Raw genomic sequence first — 19,835 nt, forward strand, 5'->3', positions numbered from 1 at the left:
GTTCAACGCGCCGCCTCGCCGCAACTCGATCCTGCGCCACCTGCGCCGCCGCGCGCAGTGCGGCAGGGCCTGCCGCCATGGGCCGACGCCGTCCTGGTGCCGGTCATCTCGCTGCTGCTCGCCTTTGCCATCAGCGCCGTGGTGATCCTCCTGATCGGCGAATCCCCCTGGGCGGCATTGAAGGTGATGGTGACCGGCGCCCTTGGGTCCAGCTACGGCTGGGGCTTCACCCTCTATTACGCCACCAACTTCATCTTCACCGGGCTCGCGGTCTCCGTGGCCTATCACGCAGGCCTCTTCAACATCGGCGGCGAGGGGCAAGCCGCGATGGGCGGCCTCGGGGTCGCGCTGGTTCTGCTGGCGGTGCCATGGCCGCATTGGGCGCTGGCACTTCCCGCAGCGATGGTCGGCGCTTCCGCGTTCGGCGCCTTGTGGGCGCTGATCCCGGCATGGCTGCAGGCGCGGCGCGGCAGCCATATCGTAATCACGACGATCATGTTCAACTTCATCGCCGCGGCGCTGCTGAACTATGTGCTGGTCAACATCCTGCGCCCCGTGGGCAGCATGGACCCGGCCTCGGCCCGCTTTCCGCAAGCGGCGCATCTGCCTAAGCTGGGCGAGATCGCGGCCAGCCTCGGGTTCGCATGGGGCAAGAATACCCCAGCCAACGTCACCCTGTTCATCGCGCTCGGGGCCTGCGTTCTCGTCTGGCTGCTCATCTGGCGCACCCGGCTGGGATACGAGATCCGCGCCTTTGGCCGGTCGGAAAAGGCGGCGCTCTATGCCGGCATTTCGCCGACGCGGATCACGGTTGTCGCCATGCTGATCTCGGGCGGGCTGGCCGGGCTGATGGCGATCAACAACGTCATGGGCGAGAGCGAGCGGCTGGTGCTGAACGCGGTCGAGGGCGCTGGCTTCATCGGCATCGCTGTCGCGCTGATGGGCCGCAACCATCCCTTCGGCATCCTGCTGGCGGCGCTGCTGTTCGGCTTCCTCTACCAGGGCGGGGGCGAGTTGGCCCTATGGACCACTATCCCGCGCGAACTGATCACCGTCATCCAGGCGCTGGTGATCCTTTTCACCGGCGCGCTCGACAATCTGGTGCGCATGCCGTTGGAGCGGCTGTGGCTGAACCGGGGGCGCGGTTGATGAACTACTCCATCGCACTCGAGGTTCTCGACAGCGCAGTGCGGTTGATGACGCCGTTGCTGCTGGCTTGCCTTGCCGGTCTTTATTCCGAACGTTCGGGCGTGTTCGACATCGGCCTCGAAGGCAAGATGCTGATGGCCGCCTTTACCTCGGCTTCGGTCGCCTATGTCACCGGCAATGTGTGGCTGGGATTGGCCGCGGGCATTGGCGGGGCGATGGCGATGGCGCTGGTTCACGGCCTCGCCTCGATCACCTTTCGCGGCAATCAGCTGATTTCGGGCGTTGCGATCAACTTTCTGGCCAGCGGGCTGACGGTGCTGCTCGGACAGAAATGGTTCGGCCTCGGGGGACGCAGCCCGGCGCTGGAAGGGGGGGCCCGGTTCTCGCCGGTGACGCTGCCGGGCGCGGATGCGCTGGCGGGGGTCCCGATCTTCGGGCCGCTCTACCGCGAGGTCATCTCGGGGCACACGCCGCTGGTCTATGTCGCCTTCCTGGCTGTGCCGCTGACATGGTGGCTGCTTTATCGCACGCGCTTTGGCCTGCGGCTGCGGGCGGTCGGTGAAAACCCGGCCTCGGTCGATACCGCGGGTGTGTCGGTTGTGCGGTTGCGCTACGGCGCGGTCGCCATCGCCGGGCTGCTGTGCGGCCTTGCCGGGGCCTATCTTGCGACCGGACTGTCGGCAGGTTTCGTCAAGGAGATGACTGCCGGGCGAGGCTTCATCGCGCTCGCGGCGCTGATCTTTGCCAAGTGGCGCCCTTGGCCCGCCCTGGGCGCGACCTTCCTCTTCGCCCTGCTCGAGGCACTGGCCAACCGCTACCCGGAGATCAGCCTTGGCCCGCTGACGATCCCCTCGATGTTCATGAACACCCTGCCCTACATCCTGACTGTGATCATCCTCGCCGGCTTTGTCGGTCGTGCCATTCCACCGCGCGCGGGCGGCCAGCCATACGTGAAGGAACGCTGATGCGCGCCGATGATACCGCGGCCCTGATCCGGGCGCGCTGCGGCGACGCGCCGCCAGAGCTGGCCCTGATCCTCGGCTCCGGCCTCGGCCATCTGGCGGCCGCGGTCGAGGGCGAGGCGATCCCCTACAGCGACCTGCCGGGGTTTCCCCATGCCGGGGTCAGCGGCCACAACCCGGTGCTGGCGGTCGGCCAGCTGGAGGGGCGGCGGGTCGCGATTCTCGGCGGGCGCGCGCATTATTATGAAGGGGGCGGGCCGGCGGTCATGCGCCCTGCACTGGAGGTCATCCGGGCACTGGGCTGCACGCGCCTGCTGCTGACCAATGCGGCGGGCAGCCTGCGGCCTGACATCCCGCCGGGCGGGTTGATGCTGATCGACGACCACATTGCCTTTGCCGGCACCAACCCGCTGATCGGCGAGCCGTCGGACGCGCGGTTCGTTCCCATGACCGAGGCCTATGACCGGGGCATGCGCGCCGGCTTGCGGGCGGCAGCAGAGGCGGCGGGCGTTCCGCTGCCCGGCGGGACCTATTGCTGGTTCAGCGGCCCCAGCTTCGAGACCCCGGCAGAGATCCGAGCCGCCCGAGTGCTGGGCGCGGACGCGGTCGGCATGTCGACCGTGCCCGAGGTCATCCTCGGGCGGTTCCTGGGCCTGCGTTGCGCCGGCGTGTCGGTCATCACCAACATGGGCGCGGGCCTTTCGGACGAATCCATCAGCCATGATCACACCAAGGCCATGGCCCCGGTCGGTGCGGCCAAGCTGGAGCAGGTGCTGCGGCAGCTTCTGCGGGATGGACTGCCCGGTTAGGCCCTCTCGGTTGCCTGGGCGATCGCCGCGCAAACGGCATCGGCCGCGGCCTCGATCCCGAGGGGATCCAACGCATCAACCGCGATCACTCCGGTTTCCCGATCAGCATATCGCTCGCGATGCTTGCGGTAGCGCGGGTCATAGTGATCGGCCATCAGCCCCTCGGCCAGCGGGGCCCAGTCGCGTGCGGCGGCCAATGTCCGCCATTCGGCGATCCGCTCGCGCGGGTGGGAAGGCGCGAGGCGGTCAAGGATGGCGCTGATTCCCTCGAGATCGCAGCCGGTCTCGGCGTAGGTGGCGGCGGTAAAGGCCGCGCGGGCCGGGCGCGGCACCTGCAGGCGCAGGCGCGGGGCGGCGGCGATTGCGGCCCAGACGGCCTTCGGCAGATGGCGCTCGCCGATGCGCGACGATTCCGCCTCGAACACAAGCGGCCGGGTCGGGTCCACCGCCTCGAGCGCGGCAGCAAGGCGGCTCTCGAACAGCGTTTGTGACGGCTGGCCGCCGGGCATTGCGCCGAACAGACTGCCGCGATGGTTGGCGAGCGCCTCCAGATCGATGACCTGCACGCCGCGGCGCGCCATGGCCGTCAGCACCGCGGTCTTGCCGCTGCCGGTATCGCCATCCAGCACCCAGACTGGCGCAGTGATCGGTGTATCGGCGACGCGCGCCACGACCAATCTTCGCCAGGCCTTGTAGCCGCCATCGAGGACCGTGACGCGCCAGCCGATCTGATCCAGGATCGTCGCGAATGCGCCCGAGCGCATGCCGCCGCGCCAGCAATAGACCAGCGGCTGCCAGCCCCCGCCGAGACCGGCCATAACCGGCCCGGCGATATGACGCGCGGCATTGGCTGCGACCATCGCCGCGCCCACCTTGCGCGCCTCGAACGGCGAGGCGCGGTAAAGTGTCCCGACATCGGCATGTTCAGAGTTGCTGAGCACCGGCAGGTTGATCGCGCCGGGCAGGTGGTCCTGCGCGAACTCGGCCGGGGTGCGGACGTCGATGATGGTGTCGAAACCCGCGCCCGTATCGACCGAGGCCGGCGGGCGGCGGGTCAGCGTCACCTCAGTAGACGTAGACGGGGGTGCCGATCGGAACCTGGTCGAACAGCGCGATCACCGCCGGGTTGCGCATGCGGATGCAACCGTTCGAGACGGCATGGCCGATGCTGTTCGGCTCGGTTGTGCCGTGGATGCGGATCGAGGTGTCGTTGCCATTGGCATCGAACAGATACAGCGCCCGCGCGCCGAGGGGGTTGGTCGGACCGCCCGGCATCCCGTTCTCGGCGTATTTCGCGTAATGGTCGGGGCTGCGCTTGACCATGGCCGGGGTGGGCTTCCAGCTGGGCCATTCGGTCTTGCGGCCAACCGTGGCGCGGCCTTTCCAGACCAGCTCCGCCTTTCCGACCGCGACGCCATAGCGAACCGCGACGCCGGGGGCGATAACGTGATAGAGGAAGAAATCCTTGGACACGACGACGATCGAGCCGACCTCGAAATCAGGACGGATCGCGACCTCGGTCGGGGCATAGGGATCGGCGGCGGCCTTGGCGGCAGGCGCCTTGGTCTTGGCCAGCAGCGCCGATGGAGCGAGCAGCGCGGGCACAGTCATCATCAGCAGGTGGCGGCGATCCATGTCACGTGTCCCTTCAGATCGTTTTGTAGCAGCGGCTAGCCGGTTTGGCCCTGCCCCGCAAGACAAAGCCGCGTGAGTCGCGCCATCTCGCGACCGCGTGGCATTGCTGATTCGTTCGCTGCCGGTCATCGTGCGGCCATGGATCGACGCAGTTTCACATTTGGCCTCGGCGCGGCGGTGGCCGCGCCTGGCTTTGCATATGCCGTGGCGCCGGCGCCGGTGCGCCTGCTTGCCTTTGGCGACAGCCTGACCGCCGGCTTTGGGTTGGCGCCCGATCAAGGTTTTGTGCCACGGCTCGGCGCGTGGTTGGCCGACCATGGAGGCCCGCCCGTGCAGATGATCAACGGCGGGCTGTCGGGGGACACGACCTATGGCGGCCGGGTGCGCATCGGTTGGGCGTTGCGGACTCAGCCCGACGCCGTGTTGGTCGAGCTGGGCGCCAACGACATGCTGATGGGCCTCGGGCCAGAGCGGGCGGCACGCAACCTCGACAGCATCATCGACTCGGCGGCGGAGGGTGGCCGTCCCGTGGCGCTGCTCGGCATCCACGCGACCGGCGATCGGGCGTTTCGGGCCCGCTGGGACGCAATGTGGGCCGAGGTTGCCGCGCGCCACGGTGTGCCGCTGGTGCCCGACCTTTACGCAACGATCCGGGCCGCCCCCGTCGCAAAACGGCCCGCCTATCTGCAGGCCGACCGGCTGCACGCTTCGCCCAAGGGCGTTGCCACGATGGTCGAGCTGGCCGGCCCGGTGGTGCTGGCGCTGGTGCAAAAGGCCGCGGCGCGGCGCCGCAGTTGATCCGGGCCGCGCGCGCTTGCACCGCTGCGGCGGGACCCCCATCATCATGGCATGGCCAACCTGTCGCGCTTTGACGTCACCCCGGAACAGATCGACCGCGTGGTCGCGACCTTTTACGCGGCCATCCGCCGGCACGAAATCCTGGGCCCGGTGTTCGCCGGGCACGTCGCCGACTGGCCCGCGCACGAGGCGAAGATCGCGCGGTTCTGGCGCAATGCGATCCTGGCGGAGGGCGGCTATGACGGCAATCCGATGCAGGTCCACCGCACCGCCGGAGACGTCGCGCCTGCGCATTTCCCGCATTGGCTGATGCTGTTCGACGAGACTCTGCGTCGCACCCTGCCCCAGGAGCCGGCGCAGGCCTGGTCGCGCCTGGCCCACCGTATCGGCGCGGGCCTGCGCATGGGGGTCGAGGACAGCCGCCCGCGACCGCCGGGCCCGCCGATCCTGCGCTGACGGCGACACACAGCCCTGCCCGCTTGCCTCGCGACCCTCTGAGGGTCTAGAACAAGACGTGAACAAGTGCGGAGGATGACATGACGCCGTTGAAAATCGACTATGTCGAGTTCACCACGCCCGACATGCCCAGGACAAAGGACTTTCTCGCCCGCGCCTTCGGCTGGGACTTCAACGACTACGGGCCCGAATATCAGGAACTGCGGGACGCCGGGATCGATGGCGGCATTGCCGCTGGGCCGACAACCGCGCCCCTGGTGATCTTGAAGGCCCATGACCTGGAGGCGGCCGAGGCCGATGTCACCGCCGCGGGCGGCGTCATTACCCGGCCGATCTACGCCTTTCCCGGCGGCCGCCGGTTCCACTTTCGCGAGCCGGGTGGCAGCGAGATGGCGGTCTGGGCCGGGGACTGACCCCTAAGCCGCCATCCCGTGTCGGCCGGCGAGGTCGGTAAAGAACTGCCAGGCGACGCGGCCGGAACGGGCACCGCGCGTCGCCTGCCATTCGATCGCCTCGGCGCGGATAACCTCGTCGGGCAAGTCCAGACCGACGGCATCGCAATAGCCGCGGATCATCGCCAGGTACTCGTCCTGGCTGCAAGGGTGAAAGCCCAGCCACAGGCCGAAGCGGTCTGACAGCGAGACTTTCTCCTCGACCGCCTCGCCGGGATGGATCGCGGTCGCACGCTCGTTGTCGATCATGTCACGCGGCATCAGGTGCCGCCGGTTCGAGGTCGCGTAGAGGATGACATTGGCCGGGCGGCCGGCAATACCGCCATCCAGCAGCGCCTTGAGAGATTTGTACTGCGCATCCTCGGCCGCGAAGGACAGATCGTCCGAGAACAGCAGGAATCGGCGATCCCGCGCCCGGCCAAGCAGCGCCAGCAGCCGCCCGACGGATCCGAGATCATCGCGCGCAATCTCGACCAGAACCAGCGGCAGGCCCTCGGCCAGTGCCGCGGCGTGGACCGCTTTCACCAACGAGGATTTTCCCATGCCCCGCGCGCCCCAGAGCAGGGCGTTGTTGGCGGCATAGCCGCGCGCGAACTGCATGGTGTTGGCCAGCAGCGTGTCGCGCGCGCGGTCGATGCCGACCAAGCGCTCGATGGCGACGCCCGCGACAGCCTCGACCGGCTCCAGCCGGTCGGGGTCCGGATGCCAGATGAAGGCGGGCGCGGCGTCGAAATCCGGCGCCGGGGCCGGCACGGGCGCCAATCGCTCAAGCGCGTCGGCGATGCGGTCCAGCGCGACTTCGGTCATGCGTTCGGCTCGTCGTCCTCGACCCACAGGCCCTGGGCGCGCAAGTCAGCCTCGCGCCGCCGCTCGATGCGCCGGATCAGGATGATCGAGATCTCGTAGAGGGGATAAACCGCAGCAAACATGATCAGCTGGCTGGTCATGTCGGGACCGGGCGTCACCACTGCCGCGACGATCAGCATGAGCACCAGAGCGTATTTCCGGGCGCTGGACAGGCCGTCGGCGCTGACGATGCCGGCCTTGCCGAGCAGGGTCAGCAGCACCGGCAACTGGAAGCAGATGCCAAAGGCCATGATAAAGCGCATGGTCAGCGAGAGGTATTCCCCGACCGAGCCCTGAAAGACGATCCCGGCAACGGGCGATCGCGCTGTCCCTGCGGCCACCGCAGTCGCCGCGTCCTGCGCGCCCTCAACCGCCGGCGTGACCAATGGGCCCTGCTGGAAGGTCAGGAAGAAATCGAACACCGCCGGCAGCACGGCGAAATAGGCGAAGGCCGCCCCCAGAAAGAACATGATCGGCGAGGCCAGAAGGAACGGCAGGAACGCGTTCTTTTCCGAGCGGTAGAGGCCCGGCGCGACAAATCGCCACAGCTGGTAGCCGATCACCGGGAACGACAGGGCGAAGCCGCCGACAAAGCTGATCTGCAGGGCGACGAAAAACCCTTCCTGCAGCTTCAGCAGGATCAGGCCGCAATCCTGTCCGCGCCGCCCAAGGGCCTCGCAGATAGGATGCGTCATGTAATTGAAAATCGGATTCCAGATGGAAAAGCACAGCACCATCGCCACGACAAAGGCGAGGATCGACCACAGCAGGCGGGTGCGCAGTTCCTTGAGATGCTCGATTAGCGGGGCGGAGCTGTCGGAAATGTCGTCGGGCTTGGGCGTGCGCGCCATGATTCCTCAGCCGTTCAGGTCGCTGCGGCGCACAGCCTTGAGGCTGCGTCGGCCCGGTGCCTCGGCGCCGTGTTCGGGCGCGGGCATGTCATTCGCGACCGGCGCGTCGGGCATCGCGCTCGCAGGCGAGGCGACGGCTGGGGCGGCGATCGAGGGGGTAGATGTAGAGGCAGCCGATTCTGCTACGGCGGCAGCTGCCGGGTCAGGCCGGATCGAGCCTCGGGTGCTGGGCAACTTCGGGTCCCACTTCTCGAACCGGTCCGCGGCGCGATCCAGTGCATCGAGGCCGAGCGCCCGCTTGCTGGTCAGCGACTTCACCTCGCCGAGCGAATCCGCGGCCTCCTTGATGCCACTTTCCCGGGCAGCGTCTTCCATCGCGCTGGAGAATTCGCGCGCCATGCTGCGCGCCTTGGCCGTCATCCGTCCCAGCGTATGGAACATGCGCGGCAAATCCTCGGGGCCAACGACGATCAGCGCGACAACGCCGATCAGCAACAGCTCGCCCCAGCCGACATCGAACATCGCCCGACCCGGTCGTCAGACGCGGTCGCTGCCGGGCGTGATGTCGCGCGGCTCGGCCCGGTTGACCCGGTCGGCGGCACGCTCGGCCGCGCGGGCTTCGGCATCGGCGGGGGTGATGACGCGAGTCTCGGTGGTCGTCGTGGTGGTGGTCGCGGCATCGTCAAATTCTTTTGCGCCGTCGTTGACGCCGCGTTTGAAGGCGGTGATGCCCTTGCCGACCTCGCCCATCAGCGAGCTGACCTTGCCACGCCCGAACATGACCAGGATGACCACGGCGATCAGCAGAAGGCCCGGAAGGCCGATATTGTTGAGCATGACTGAACTCCTGTCGGGGGCCGAGGCGGGCGGGGCGGCCCGAGGCCCCCTGATTACGCGTCCACTATTTAGGGCTATTGGCGCGCCGATGCAAAGGCCAACCGCGCGTCGCAGCTTGGCGTCGCGGCCCGATCTGCCCATATGGCAGGGGGCGGGCGATCACATCACGGCGAGCGGCAGAGGATGGCATGACGGCAAACGACATCGGACGGCTGGCCTATCTGCTGGTGTTGCTGATCGCCGTTGGCGGCTTTCTCGTCATCGAATTTCGCGCCCGCGCCGGCAGCACCCTGCGTCAGTTGGCCGCCTGGGGCCTGATCTTCGTCGGCGCCATCGCTGCTGCCGCGCTGTGGCAGGACATGCAGGAGCGCAGCGCCCCGCTGATGGAGGTGACCGACAGCGGACGCCGGCTGGAGGTGCCCCTGGACCCGGCCGGCCACGCGCGCGTCACGGCAGAGGTGAACGGCACAAAGGTCGATTTCGTGATCGACACCGGCGCATCGATGCTGGCGCTGGGGGCACGGGATGCGCGCCGCATCGGCATCGACCCGGCCCTGCTGGTCTATACGGGGCAGGCGCGCACGGCGAACGGGTTGACCGGAATCGCGCCGGTCACGCTGAAGACGCTGACGCTGGGCGGCATCACCGACGAGAACGTGCCAGCCATGGTAATCGAGGGTCAGACCGACCAGTCGCTGATGGGCATGACCTATCTGCGCCGCTTTGCCCGCGTCAGCATCGAGGGAAACCACCTGATTCTGGAACGCTAGCTCAGCGCTCGCCCGACCGGGCCTGCCGGCGCCAGCCGCCGGATTCGTCAGACCAGTATTCGGCAGTGACTCCCGCAGCAGTCAGGCCTCGCCACTGACTTCGCGCCCGTCCAAGGGCGGCGCTGTCGCTGCCGTCGAACAGGATGCACACCCGGGCCAGCCGGCCGCATTCGTCGGCGCTGACCTCGGCCCCGTCGAGGGTGACGATGCAATCGGGCGCATTCGCGGCAGGTCCGGGGCTGGTAGCCATTTCCGATGCGCCCGACGCCAGCGTCAGCAGCACGGGCTGGCGGGCGTCATGCGGCCCGCCCGCGCGGGCATGCGGCACGAAGCCGTCGCCTGCCCATAGCAGATCGTCAAAACGGGCGAGGCGCGCCTCCGCGGTGCCCCGCAGCTCGACCCGCCAGCCCTGGGCCAGGGCCTTGTCGATCAGGATCGGGACAAGGTCCTCGGCCGGCTGCCGGGTCAGCTGGTAGAACAGCGCGGCGCCCATCAGCCCTTGGCGGATTTCGCGGGCTTGCTGCCCGCGCCGGGCTTGCCGGATTCCCAGCGATCGCGGATCAGCCGGTCGAGGGTCATGACACCCCATCCGGTCGCACCCTTGGGCGCCAACGCGGTCTCGCCCGGCGGCAGTGCGACACCGGCGATGTCGATATGCGCCCAAGGCGTGCCCTTGCGGATAAAGCGTTGCAGGAACTGGGCCGCGGTCACGCTGCCGGCCGGACGGCCGCCCGTGTTCTTGATGTCCGCGAGGCGGGACTTGATCAGCTCGTCATAGGACGGGGCCAGCGGCATGCGCCAAGCGCCCTCGCCCTCGGCCTCGGCGGCGCGCAGGATGCCGTTCGCCAGCGCGTCGTCATTGGCAAAGACGCCCGCGCGGTCATGGCCCAGCGCAATGATGATAGCCCCGGTCAGCGTCGCGAGGTCGATCACCGCCGAGGGGGCAAAGCGGTCCTGCGCGTACCAGAGCACGTCGGCCAGAACGAGGCGTCCCTCGGCGTCAGTGTTGATCACCTCGATGGTGTCGCCCTTCATGCTGCGCACGATGTCGCCCGGTCGCTGGGCGCGGCCGTCGGGCATGTTCTCGACGAGACCGACGAGGCCAACGACGTTGGCGCGTGCCTTGCGCAGCGCAAGGGTCCGCATGACCCCGGCGACGACGCCAGCGCCGCCCATGTCCATCGTCATTTCCTCCATCCCGGCGGCCGGCTTGATCGAGATGCCGCCGGTGTCGAACACCACGCCCTTGCCGACCAGCGCCAGCGGCGCGCTGTCATCGCCTGCGCCGTTCCAGCGCATCACCACGACCTTCGAGGGCGCCTCGCTGCCCTGCCCCACGGCCAGCAGCGCCCGCATCCCGAGGGCCGCCAGCGCCTCCTCCTCCAGCACCTCGACCTCGAGGCCCAGCGCCTCCATCGCCGCCAGACGGTCGGCGAAATCGCTGGTCGTCAGCACGTTGGCAGGCTCGTTCACCAGATCGCGGGTAAAGAACACGCCCTCGGCCACGGCGGCGGCGTCGGTCGCGGTGCGGGCCAGCGCCTCGGGGTCGGGCGCGACAAAGGTGACGCTGGCGCGGTTCGGGGCCGGCGGCTCGGCGGGGGCGTCCTTGGCAGCATCCGCGGGCCGGTCAGCCGATTGCGCGTCGTCGAGGGCCGCATCCTGCGGCTGTCCCGTGGGCGAGACTGCCTGCGGGGTCATCTCGCGCGCGGGACCGGCATCGGCGGCTTCGTCTCCGGCCTCGATCGCCCCGGCGGTCTTGTAGGCATTGAAGTCATAGCCGCGCAGCGCGATGCCGAGCGCGATCTCGGCGGCGCGCGGGTGCCCCAACGACAGCACAGTCACCTGCGCCTTACCCATCCGTGCGCCTATTTGCGCGCCAGCCTTGCGGGCCGTCGGCACATCCGCCTTGCGCGGCAGATAGACCAGTTGCAGGGCCTCAGCCGCCATGCCCGCGGGAAAGGCCATCTCCATCGCCGCGCCGGGCTTCAGCTTGGCGAAGGCCGGCGATTCGAGCGCGCGCTGCACCGCCGCGCGGGTCACGCCCGGCAGGCCCGGAAGTCGGCGACGCTCGTCCACGATCAGCGCGATGCGGCCGGCACGCTCGCGCAGGGCGTCGGGAGTGGCATCGGTGAAGGTGATCTCGACGGGATGGGACATCTGGGCCTCGCTTGCGGTCGGAATGTTCGCGTGTCAGCGGCAACCTAATCGCGTGATCCGGCCAAGGCCAGCGGTCCCAAGGCTCGCGCGATCTGGCCCGCAGGCGTCCCGCCGCCGACCCGGCCACGGGCCTTTCCCTTGCGCACCCCCCGCGGCTATGAGGCACCAAGGGCCATTCGCAAGGAAACCCGGTGCCGCGCATCGACCGCTACATCCTGTCGCAATTCACGGCACTGTTCGGGTTCTTTGCGCTCGTTCTGATCGCCGTCTACTGGCTGAATCGGTCCGTGGTCCTGTTCGAGCAGCTGATCGCTGACGGCCAGACCGCGCTTGTGGTGCTTGAGTTCACTGCCCTGACGCTGCCGCTGGTGATCTCGCTAGTGCTGCCGGTCGCGGGCTTTGCCGCCAGCGCCTACGGCACCAACCGCCTCGCCGGCGAGAGCGAGCTTGTCGTCATGCAGGCCGCCGGCATGTCGCCCTGGCGCATGGCCCGACCGGTGCTGGTGTTCGGCGTGATGGTTGGGATCATGGTGGGCGTGCTTGTCCACGGGCTGGTGCCGATGGCGCGCGCGCGGCTGGCCGACCGGCAGGCCGAGGTCGCCCAGAATGTCGTCTCGCGCTTCCTGCGCTCGGGCAGCTTCCAGTTCCCGACCAAGGGGTTGACGCTGTTCATTGGCGACGTCGCCGCCGACGGCACCCTGCACGACGTACTGATCGAGGATGGCCGTGATCCGGCCCGCACGACGCTTTATACGGCCGAGGAGGCGCTGATCGCCAAGTCCGACACCGGGCCCAAGCTGGTGATGGTCAAGGGGCTGACCCAGCAGGCCCAAAAGGGCGCGGACGGCAACACGCGCCTTGCTATCACGCGATTTGCCGACCTGACCTATGACATCGGCGGCCTGATCGGCAGCGGCCGGCGCGCCGCCGGCGGCGATTTGCGCGATTACTCCACGCCGCGACTGCTGAACCCGGACGACGCTCTGCTGGCCTCCGCGCGCGCAACCCCTGCCGAGGCGCGGCTGCAGGCGCATGTGCGCCTGGCCCAGCCGTTGTTGGCTCCGGTGGCAGCGCTGTTGGGCTTTGCGGTGCTGCTGATCGGGGGTTACAGCCGTTTTGGCGTCGGCCCGCAGATGCTGCTGGCTGTTGGTGCACTGGTCGGCCTTCAGTTCCTCGCCACCAGTGGCGAGGCGATGGCCGCGCGCGATCCTGCGATGGCATGGCCTGCGGTCTATCTGGCGCCGTTGCTGGGCGGCGCGGTGGTGGCAGCCGCGCTGTGGCTGGCCGGCCGGCCGCGCGGCCCGCGTCGCGGTGCACCGGCACAGGGGGCCCCCGCATGATCCTGTCGCGCTATATCGCCATGCGGTTTCTGCGGATGTTCCTGACCGTCCTCGCAGGCTTCACGGCGATCCTGTTCTTTGTCGAGATGATCGAGCAGATGCGGCGCTTTTCCGGAAGCGGCGTCAGCCTGCGCCACGCGGCCGTGCTGTCGGCGCTGATGCTGCCGTCGCGCCTTTACGCTATTCTGGCACTGATCGTGCTGCTGGCGGCCATCGGCATGTGCCTGACTCTCTCGCGCAATTCCGAACTGGTGGCGATCCGCGCATCGGGGCGCTCCGCCGTGCGTTTCGTTGCCGCGCCCGTGTTCATGGCAATTGCGGTCGGCATCGTCTCGGTCGCGCTCCTCAACCCGATCGTCGCAGCCACCACCAAGCGTTATGATACCGAGGTCAACCGGCTGGACCGCGGCCGGGGGCAGACACTTAGTCTGGGCGAAGGTTCGGTCTGGCTGCGCCAGTCGTTGCCCAGCGGGGGGCAGGTCGTGATCCGTGCCGCCCGCACCAGCACCGACGCGACGACGCTGCATGACGCGGATTTCCTGATCTTTGACAGCGCCGCCGGCCCGACACGCCGTCTGCAGGCGGCCGAGGCGACCCTCGGCGACGGGGCGTGGACGCTGACAGACGTCAAGGACTGGCCCCTGCTCGAGCCCAACCCAGAGGCCGCAGCAAAGCTGATCCCCAGCCTTCAATTGCCTTCTGACCTGACCGCGGCACGCATCCGCGAGAGCGTTGGTGACCCCGAGGTGGTGCCGATCTGGCAACTGCCGGCCTTTATCGACGGGCTCGAGCGTGCCGGCTTTACGGCGCGGCGCCACCGCGTCTGGTTGCAAACCGAGATTGCGCGCCCGGCCCTGCTGGCCGCGATGGTAGTGATCGCGGCCTCCTTCAGCCTGCGCCACCTGCGTGGCCGAAAAACCGGGGCCATTGTGCTGTCTGCCTTTGGCGCGGGCCTGGGGCTGTTTTTTCTGCGTCACCTGGCGCAGGTTCTGGGGGATAATGGGGAAATTCCTGCGGCACTGGCCGCCTGGGCACCCCCCGCGGCCGGGCTGTTGATGGCATTTGGCCGGCTGTTACGACTGGAGGACGGATGAGCACGCCCCGGATGCCCGTCGCCCCCACCCCGCACGCCTGCGGGCGGCCGAGTCGTTTTCCTCAACACATCACCGGACCGCTGGCCCTGTGCCTCTTGGCCACCCTCGCCCTGACACCTCCGGTCGCGGCGCAGCAGGCGGTGCGAGGCCCGGCGCTGGCGCCGCTGACCGCGCCGCTGGGACCGTCGGCCCGGCCCGACGGCAGCGAGGCGACCATTCAGCCGCAGTTCGTCCCGGCCTCGCGGCTGGGCGATGCGACGCCCGAACGCCCCGTTGGCCCAGGCGCCGAGGCAACGCTGCTGGCCGACCAGGTCACGCTCAGCGGCGATCGCCAGCTTGAGGCCTCGGGCGGGGTGGTGGTGTGGTATCAGGGGACCCGGCTGGTCGCGCCGCGGGTGCTGTATGACGGCGCCGCCGACCGGCTGCGGATCGAGGGGCCGATCCACCTCAGCCGCCCCGGCGATCGCGGCACCGACCGCGAAGCCGCGCTGATCGCCGATGCCGCCACGCTGGATGCCACGCTACGCGAGGGCATCCTGCGCGGCGCACGGCTGGTGCTGGCGCGCGAATTGCAACTGGCGGCGACCGAGGTCCGCGTGCGCGACAGCGGCCCGAATGGCGAAGGTGGGCGCGTCACGGTGCTTGACCGGGTCGCCGCCTCGTCCTGCCGGGTGTGCGCCTCGAACCCGACGCCGCTGTGGGAAATCAGGGCCCGGCGCATTACCCATGATACCGCCACCCACCGCCTGACCTTCGAGCGTCCGCAATTCCGCGCATTCGGCCTGCCGGTGGCGGCGGTGCCCTTCGCCATCAGCGCGCCCGATCCGACCGTCGACCGGATGACCGGCTTTCTGCCGCCAATCCTGCGTACGACCTCGCACCTCGGGTTTGGGGTGCAGGTTCCGTGGTTCCGCACCCTTGGTGATAGCGCCGACCTGACGCTGGCACCCTACCTTGCCGCAAGCCGCACCGCGACGCTGAATACCCGCTATCGCCAGGCCTTTGCCAATGGCGCGCTGGAATGGCGCGGCGCCCTCAGCCGTGATGACCTCAAGGATGGCACCCGCGGCTACAGCTTTGCTGCCGCCGAGTTCGCGCTGCCCCAGGATTTCCAGTTGGGCGCGCAACTGCAATGGACATCCGACCGCGATTATCTGGACGATTACGGCATCACCGACGCGGACACGCTGTGGAGCGGCGTGACCTTGCAGCGGGTGCGCCGCGAGCAGTTGATCGCGCTGTCGGGCGGCGCTTACCGCACCCTGCGCGAGGGTGAGGACCAGGACCTGCTGCCCACACAGGTGCTGGACGCCCAGTGGCAACAGGTGCTGCCCCTGCCATCGGCGATCGGCGGCCGGGCCACCCTCGGCTGGATGCTGCACGGCCACCGCCGGCCGTCAGGCCTCGACGATCTCGGCCGCGACGTGGCCCGCGCCTCGATGCGGTTCGATTGGCAGCGCAGCGAGGTGCTCGCGGGCGGGGTTCTTGCCGAGGCCGCCCTGCGGCTGGACGCCGATGCCTGGCAGATCAGCGACGATCGCGATTCCCAAGGGCTGACAGCACGGGCCAAGCCGACCGTCGGGCTGACCTTTCGCTGGCCGCTGGTGCGCGGCGCGGGCGCGGGCGCTGATGTTATCGAGCCGGTGCTCGCCCTCGCCTGGTCGCCCCGTCGCAGCGCGCAGGACGAGCTGCGGGTCCCGAACGAGGACAGCGTCTTCCCCGAGTTGGACGAGGGCAATATCTATGCGCTGAACCGCCTGCCTGGACGCGACCGGACCGAGACCGGGTTGCGCGCCGCCGCCGGTGTCGGCTGGACGCGCCTGCTGTCGGGCGGCGGCAGCGTCGGGGTGACGCTGGTGCATTTGTGGCGCGACGACCAGGACGGCATGCCGGCGTCAGCCGCGCCGTTGCAGGACCCGCAGAACTGGATGCTGGGGGCCAACGTGCAGCGCGGCGGCCTGGCCGCCGCCGGCCGGGCGGTGCTGGACGAGGACGGCGACCTGGCCTCGGGCGATCTGCGCCTCGGCTGGGTGCGGCCGGACCTGCAACTGACCGCCGGCTTTGCCCATGTTGCCGCGACCGACACCACCGACCGCAACTCGCAGATCGGTTTCGACGCCGGCTGGCAGGTCCGCGAGGGGCTGTGGGCGCGGGCGAGCGGGCGCTATGACCTGTCGCTCGATCAGGCGCAAAAACTCGCATTGGGGGTAAGCTGGCGCAACGAATGCCTCAGCCTCGAGGCCGAGGTCGACCGCGACTGGGACCTGCCGGCCGGCAGCCGGCCCGACACCGGGTTCAACCTGTCCGTGCGCCTCGGCGGCTTTGGCCGCAGCGATGCGGACCGGGCTGCGGGCACGGTGGCGCGGCGTTCGTGCATGCGCTAATCTGGCGTCCGAACGACGAAAGGACGCCACCGCCGATGCGCCATCTTCTTCTCGCCGGGCTTGCCGCCCTTGCGCTGGCGGCCCCCGCTGGCCCGTTGTCCAGCGTGGCCTTGGCCCAGGACCTGCGCCCGGTGGTGATCGTCAACGACCGCGCCGTAACCCGCTACGAGTTGGACCAGCGACTGCGATTCATGCAGGCACTGCGCGCCCCCGGCGCGGACGCCGCATCCGCCGAGAAATCGCTGATCGACGAGCGGTTGGAGGTCGAGGAGGCCCGGCGCATGGGCATCGCCGTGACCGAGCAGCAGATCCAGGCCGCGATGACCGAATTCGCCGGCCGGGCCAACATGGACGCGGGGACTTTCACTGCCGAGTTGGCGCGGGCCGGCATTGACGCCCAGACCTTCCGGGACTTCGTCACTGCCGGCGCCTTGTGGCGCGAGGTCCTGCGGGCCCGCATCGCGCCCTCGGTCAGCGTCAGCGACCGCGAAGTCGCCCAGGCCCGCAAACGCGCCATCGAAGAGCCGCGCGTCTCCGAGGTCCTGATTTCCGAGCTGATCATGCCCGCGCCGCAAGGCAGCGAGGCGCGGGTGCTGGCCCGCGCGGACGAGTTGGCGCGCACCATCGGCAGCGAGGCTGCCTTTGCCGCCGCTGCGCGGCGCTATTCGGCGACTGCCTCGGCCCCCAATGGCGGGCGGCTGAACTGGACCCCCATCTCGCGCCTGCCGCAGGGTTTGGCGCCGATCCTGCTGGCGCTGAAGCCGGGGCAGGTCACGCAGCCGCTGACCATCCCGGGCGCCGTGGTGCTGTTCTATCTGCGCGACACGCGCGGCGTGCAGCGTCCGGGCGCGAAGGCCGAGACCGTCGAGTACCAGCGCGTGACCCTGCCCAGCGCGGCCGATGCCGCCGCCATTCAGGCGCGGTCCGACACCTGCGACATGATGATGGCAGCGGCGCGCGGGCGGCCGGTGCGGCGCCAGACGGTCGCCTCGGGCGCGGTGCCCGGGGATATCGCGCAGGTCCTCTCGCGCCTCGATCCGAACGAGACGGCGATCATCAACCGCGGCGGCGCGGTCGATCTGGTGATGCTCTGCCAGCGCGCCCCGACCCTGCTGGCCGAGGCCGATGGCGGTTTTGACAACCCGCCGATCCCCGGCCTGCCCACGTCACTGACGCCCCGCGCAACCGCGCCCGAGGCGGCGGCCCCGGCCGGCACCCCCGTCGCGGGCGGTGCGGCCGAGGTCGGCATCCCCGGCGAGGCCGATGGCTTTGGCCCGGTGCCCTCCGCCGGCGAGGCGCGAGATGCGCTCTTCAACCGCAAGGTCGAGGCCTCGGCCGCGGCGCTGCTGGCCGAGCTGCGGGCCAATGCCATCATCCGCCGGCCCTGACCCGGTGCCGGCCGCAAATCTGGTCCCGCCCCGCCCGCCTGACCGAACGCCGCCGCGTCTGATCATGACTTGCGGCGAGCCGGCGGGCATCGGTCCAGAACTCGCGCCCCTCGCCCGAGCCGCGGGCGAGGATTTCACTTGGCTCGGCGATCCGGCGCATCTGCCGTCCGGTACCAACTGGGCAGAGGTCGCGGCACCCGGCGATCGGGTCCCGCCCGGAACGCTGGCAGTGCTGCGCCATGATTTTCCGGGACCGGCGCTGCCCGGCCGCCCTGATCCGGCCAACGCGGCTGCCGTGATCGACGTGATCGCCCGCGCTGTTGCGCTGGCCCAGTCCGGCGCTGCCGACGGCATCGTCACTGCGCCGATCAACAAGCTGGCACTGAAGCAGGGCGCCGGTTTCGCCTTTCCCGGCCATACGGAATACCTCGCCGAACTGGCGGGCGGGGTGCCGGTGGCGATGATGCTCGCCTCGACCAGCGTCGAGCCGCCGCTGCGCGTGGTGCCCGCGACAATCCATATCGCCCTGTCCGAGGTTCCCGCCGCGCTGACTCCCGACGCGCTGGAGGCCGCCATTCGCCTGACCGACGCGGGTCTGCGCCGCGATTTCGCCCTGCCCCGCCCGCGCATCGCGGTTGCCGGGCTGAACCCCCATGCCGGCGAGGGCGGCGCGATGGGCCGGGCCGAGGTCGACTGGATGGCGCCGCTGCTGGACCGGCTGCGGGCCGAGGGGTTCGACCTCACCGGCCCTCTGCCCGCCGACACGATGTTCCACGCTCCGGCCCGCGCACGCTATGATGCGGCGGTCTGCGCCTATCACGACCAAGCCCTGATCCCGATCAAGACGCTGGATTTCGCAGGCGGCGTGAACGTCACCTTGGGCCTACCCTTCGTGCGCACCTCGCCGGATCATGGCACCGCCTTCGACATCGCCGGCCAGGGGTGCGCCGATGCCGCCAGCATCATCGCCGCGCTGCGAATGGCGCGGGCCATGGTCGGGGCCCGGGCGAGCGCCCGCGAGTCGGCCACGACATGAGCGCAATCGACGGGCTGCCGCCCCTTCGCGAGGTTATCGCGGCGCACGGCCTGCAGGCGAAAAAGCAACTCGGCCAGAACTTCCTGCTGGACCTGAACCTGACAGCGCGCATCGCGCGAGCCGCGGGCGATCTGAGCCATTGCGACGTGCTGGAGGTCGGGCCCGGTCCCGGCGGCCTGACCCGCGGGCTGCTGGCCGAGGGTGCGCGCCGGGTGCTGGCCATCGAAAAGGACGCGCGCTGCCTGCCGGCGCTTGCCGAGATCGCGGAGGCTTATCCCGGCCGGCTGGAGGTGATCCAGGGGGATGCGCTGCAGATCGACCCGCTGGCATATCTGAACCCGCCCATCCGCATTGCGGCCAACCTGCCTTACAACGTCGGGACCGAGTTGCTGGTGCGCTGGCTCACACCGCCGAGTTGGCCGCCCTTTTGGCAATCGCTGACGCTGATGTTCCAGCGTGAGGTCGCCGATCGGATCGTGGCGAAGCCCGGGGGCAAAGCCTATGGCCGGTTGGCGGTGCTGTCGCAGTGGCGGACTGACGCGCGGATCGTGCTGACCCTGCCGCCGCAGGCATTTGTCCCGGCGCCCAAGATCGATTCCGCGGTCGTGCACCTGAGCGCCCTGCCCGAGCCGCGCTTTCCGGCCGACCCGCGCATCCTGTCCGAGATCGTCGCCGCAGGGTTCAACCAGCGACGCAAGATGCTGCGCGCCAGCCTGCGCGGCATCGCGCCCGGGATCGAAGATCTGCTGCTGGGTGCCGGAATCCCCCCCACCGCCCGCGCCGAGGAAATCGGTATCGAGGCGTGGTGCGCCCTGGCCCGCACAGTCGCGCGCGCACGCCAAAACGCCGCCGCGACCTGAGGGCCGCGGCG

General features: G+C 69.5%; 21 protein-coding genes. 13 read left to right on the forward strand and 8 right to left on the reverse strand.

Annotated features, from left to right (window positions below; genetic code table 11):
* Positions 1-69: 69 nt before the first annotated feature.
* The 3 genes from DRW48_RS00985 to DRW48_RS00995 are packed head-to-tail and all read left to right on the forward strand — an operon-like array spanning position 70 to position 2,920.
* Positions 70-1,149, forward strand: a complete 1,080-nt coding sequence (locus tag DRW48_RS00985) for an ABC transporter permease (protein ID WP_241963424.1) — start codon at positions 70-72, stop codon at positions 1,147-1,149.
* Positions 1,149-2,114, forward strand: coding sequence for an ABC transporter permease (locus DRW48_RS00990; protein WP_114074783.1), 966 nt, complete (start codon positions 1,149-1,151; stop codon positions 2,112-2,114). The genes DRW48_RS00985 and DRW48_RS00990 overlap by 1 nt, the downstream gene beginning before the upstream one ends.
* On the forward strand, positions 2,114-2,920 hold the full coding sequence (locus DRW48_RS00995; protein ID WP_114074784.1) for a purine-nucleoside phosphorylase: 807 nt from the start codon (positions 2,114-2,116) through the stop codon (positions 2,918-2,920). Before DRW48_RS00990 ends, DRW48_RS00995 begins: the two co-directional genes overlap by 1 nt.
* Here the strand turns inward: DRW48_RS00995 and mnmH are convergent.
* Together mnmH and DRW48_RS01005 are read right to left on the reverse strand one after the other, a co-directional pair.
* Positions 2,917-3,978: a tRNA 2-selenouridine(34) synthase MnmH gene (gene mnmH / locus DRW48_RS01000; protein ID WP_114077263.1), complete on the reverse strand. Its 1,062-nt coding sequence runs from the start codon at positions 3,976-3,978 to the stop codon at positions 2,917-2,919. The genes DRW48_RS00995 and mnmH overlap by 4 nt on opposite strands.
* 7 nt (positions 3,979-3,985) lie before the next feature.
* Complete coding sequence (locus DRW48_RS01005; protein WP_114074785.1) at positions 3,986-4,555, reverse strand: L,D-transpeptidase; 570 nt, start codon at positions 4,553-4,555, stop codon at positions 3,986-3,988.
* Positions 4,556-4,693: 138 nt separating this feature from the next.
* Here DRW48_RS01005 and DRW48_RS01010 point away from each other — a divergent pair, with 138 nt between their 5' ends.
* From DRW48_RS01010 to DRW48_RS01020, 3 genes are all read left to right on the forward strand, one after another.
* Positions 4,694-5,353 carry an arylesterase gene (locus tag DRW48_RS01010; RefSeq protein ID WP_114074786.1) on the forward strand — a complete coding sequence of 220 codons (660 nt, stop codon included), beginning with the start codon at positions 4,694-4,696 and terminating at the stop codon, positions 5,351-5,353.
* A gap of 51 nt (positions 5,354-5,404) precedes the next feature.
* A complete protein-coding gene (locus DRW48_RS01015; protein ID WP_114074787.1) occupies positions 5,405-5,809 on the forward strand; it encodes a group III truncated hemoglobin in 405 nt (134 codons plus the stop codon).
* Positions 5,810-5,889: 80 nt separating this feature from the next.
* On the forward strand, positions 5,890-6,222 hold the full coding sequence (locus DRW48_RS01020) for a VOC family protein (protein ID WP_338418427.1): 333 nt from the start codon (positions 5,890-5,892) through the stop codon (positions 6,220-6,222).
* 3 nt (positions 6,223-6,225) lie between these two features.
* On the opposite strand, the gene DRW48_RS01025 is transcribed toward DRW48_RS01020, so the two are convergent.
* Genes DRW48_RS01025 through DRW48_RS01040 form a run of 4 tightly spaced genes read right to left on the reverse strand, consistent with a single transcriptional unit; the run spans position 6,226 to position 8,795 of the window.
* Entirely contained in the window at positions 6,226-7,068 is an 843-nt protein-coding gene (locus DRW48_RS01025; RefSeq protein ID WP_114074788.1) for an ATP-binding protein, read from the reverse strand.
* A complete protein-coding gene (gene tatC, locus DRW48_RS01030) occupies positions 7,065-7,958 on the reverse strand; it encodes a twin-arginine translocase subunit TatC (protein WP_114074789.1) in 894 nt (297 codons plus the stop codon). Before tatC ends, DRW48_RS01025 begins: the two co-directional genes overlap by 4 nt.
* A gap of 6 nt (positions 7,959-7,964) precedes the next feature.
* Positions 7,965-8,480 carry a Sec-independent protein translocase protein TatB gene (gene tatB, locus DRW48_RS01035; protein WP_114074790.1) on the reverse strand — a complete coding sequence of 172 codons (516 nt, stop codon included), beginning with the start codon at positions 8,478-8,480 and terminating at the stop codon, positions 7,965-7,967.
* A 15-nt stretch (positions 8,481-8,495) separates the two neighbouring features.
* Positions 8,496-8,795: a twin-arginine translocase TatA/TatE family subunit gene (locus DRW48_RS01040; protein WP_114074791.1), complete on the reverse strand. Its 300-nt coding sequence runs from the start codon at positions 8,793-8,795 to the stop codon at positions 8,496-8,498.
* Positions 8,796-8,983: 188 nt separating this feature from the next.
* Here DRW48_RS01040 and DRW48_RS01045 point away from each other — a divergent pair, with 188 nt between their 5' ends.
* Entirely contained in the window at positions 8,984-9,565 is a 582-nt protein-coding gene (locus DRW48_RS01045; RefSeq protein ID WP_114074792.1) for a retropepsin-like aspartic protease family protein, read from the forward strand.
* A gap of 1 nt (position 9,566) precedes the next feature.
* Here the strand turns inward: DRW48_RS01045 and DRW48_RS01050 are convergent, their stop codons facing one another.
* Together DRW48_RS01050 and DRW48_RS01055 are read right to left on the reverse strand one after the other, a co-directional pair.
* Positions 9,567-10,058: a DNA polymerase III subunit chi gene (locus tag DRW48_RS01050; RefSeq protein WP_114074793.1), complete on the reverse strand. Its 492-nt coding sequence runs from the start codon at positions 10,056-10,058 to the stop codon at positions 9,567-9,569.
* Complete coding sequence (locus tag DRW48_RS01055) at positions 10,058-11,722, reverse strand: leucyl aminopeptidase (RefSeq protein WP_114074794.1); 1,665 nt, start codon at positions 11,720-11,722, stop codon at positions 10,058-10,060. The genes DRW48_RS01050 and DRW48_RS01055 overlap by 1 nt, the downstream gene beginning before the upstream one ends.
* A 191-nt stretch (positions 11,723-11,913) precedes the next feature.
* Here DRW48_RS01055 and lptF point away from each other — a divergent pair, with 191 nt between their 5' ends.
* From lptF to rsmA, 6 genes are all read left to right on the forward strand, one after another.
* Positions 11,914-13,062 (forward strand): LPS export ABC transporter permease LptF, encoded by a 1,149-nt coding sequence (lptF, locus tag DRW48_RS01060; RefSeq protein WP_114074795.1) that lies wholly within the window; start codon positions 11,914-11,916, stop codon positions 13,060-13,062.
* Positions 13,059-14,156 (forward strand): LPS export ABC transporter permease LptG, encoded by a 1,098-nt coding sequence (lptG, locus tag DRW48_RS01065; protein WP_114077265.1) that lies wholly within the window; start codon positions 13,059-13,061, stop codon positions 14,154-14,156. The genes lptF and lptG overlap by 4 nt, the downstream gene beginning before the upstream one ends.
* Entirely contained in the window at positions 14,153-16,540 is a 2,388-nt protein-coding gene (locus tag DRW48_RS01070; protein WP_162784654.1) for an LPS-assembly protein LptD, read from the forward strand. The genes lptG and DRW48_RS01070 overlap by 4 nt, the downstream gene beginning before the upstream one ends.
* Before the next feature lie 35 nt (positions 16,541-16,575).
* The gene (locus DRW48_RS01075; protein WP_114074797.1) at positions 16,576-17,928 is read left to right on the forward strand and encodes a peptidylprolyl isomerase; all 1,353 of its coding nucleotides are present in this window, start codon (positions 16,576-16,578) and stop codon (positions 17,926-17,928) included.
* A gap of 64 nt (positions 17,929-17,992) precedes the next feature.
* A complete protein-coding gene (gene pdxA, locus DRW48_RS01080; protein WP_241963323.1) occupies positions 17,993-18,964 on the forward strand; it encodes a 4-hydroxythreonine-4-phosphate dehydrogenase PdxA in 972 nt (323 codons plus the stop codon).
* Entirely contained in the window at positions 18,961-19,824 is an 864-nt protein-coding gene (rsmA, locus tag DRW48_RS01085) for a 16S rRNA (adenine(1518)-N(6)/adenine(1519)-N(6))-dimethyltransferase RsmA (protein ID WP_114074799.1), read from the forward strand. The genes pdxA and rsmA overlap by 4 nt, the downstream gene beginning before the upstream one ends.
* Positions 19,825-19,835 lie beyond the last annotated feature (11 nt).

Source organism: Paracoccus suum (assembly GCF_003324675.1).
GTDB lineage: Bacteria > Pseudomonadota > Alphaproteobacteria > Rhodobacterales > Rhodobacteraceae > Paracoccus > Paracoccus suum.